Annotated in this window: 1 protein-coding gene; it reads left to right on the top strand. The window is 45.1% G+C overall.

Annotated elements, in window-relative coordinates; all coding sequences use genetic code 11:
• Positions 1-253 (top strand): C2 domain-containing protein (locus tag F0U47_RS22900; protein WP_223162862.1); only part of this gene is annotated, 253 nt, incomplete at its 5' end.
• Positions 254-346 lie beyond the last annotated feature (93 nt).

The following is a 346-nucleotide window of genomic DNA, read 5'->3' as shown; positions in this document are numbered from 1 at the left end:
AGCGGTTACCAAAGTCTCCCCCGTCGACATAATGAATGGTCTTCTTGCGCCAACCACCAGTTGGATTGTTCAATTTGAAGGGCCACAGGAAATTACTCGCGTACTTGAACTTTTCTCCAACAGTGAAGATCTCATGGATGAGGTCCTCAACACAGATAATGTTGTGTTTATGGAGCCTCTTCTCAACAATGCTGTTGGAAGTGATTGGTATACGTTGTCCACTCAGCTTGGCGAATCCACGTTTGTATACTAACTCACGGACACTCTTTAAGTTGGGGTATCCCCAAGCAATGTAAGGCTCGGCGATACGTAGCATATTCACAGTAGCCTTATTCAGACGTACAAA

The sequence above is a fragment of the Nocardioides antri genome, assembly GCF_008373765.1.
GTDB lineage: Bacteria > Actinomycetota > Actinomycetes > Propionibacteriales > Nocardioidaceae > Nocardioides > Nocardioides antri.
The sequence above is the reverse complement of the archived record's forward strand: the minus strand, read 5'-3'. Positions and strand labels throughout refer to the sequence as shown.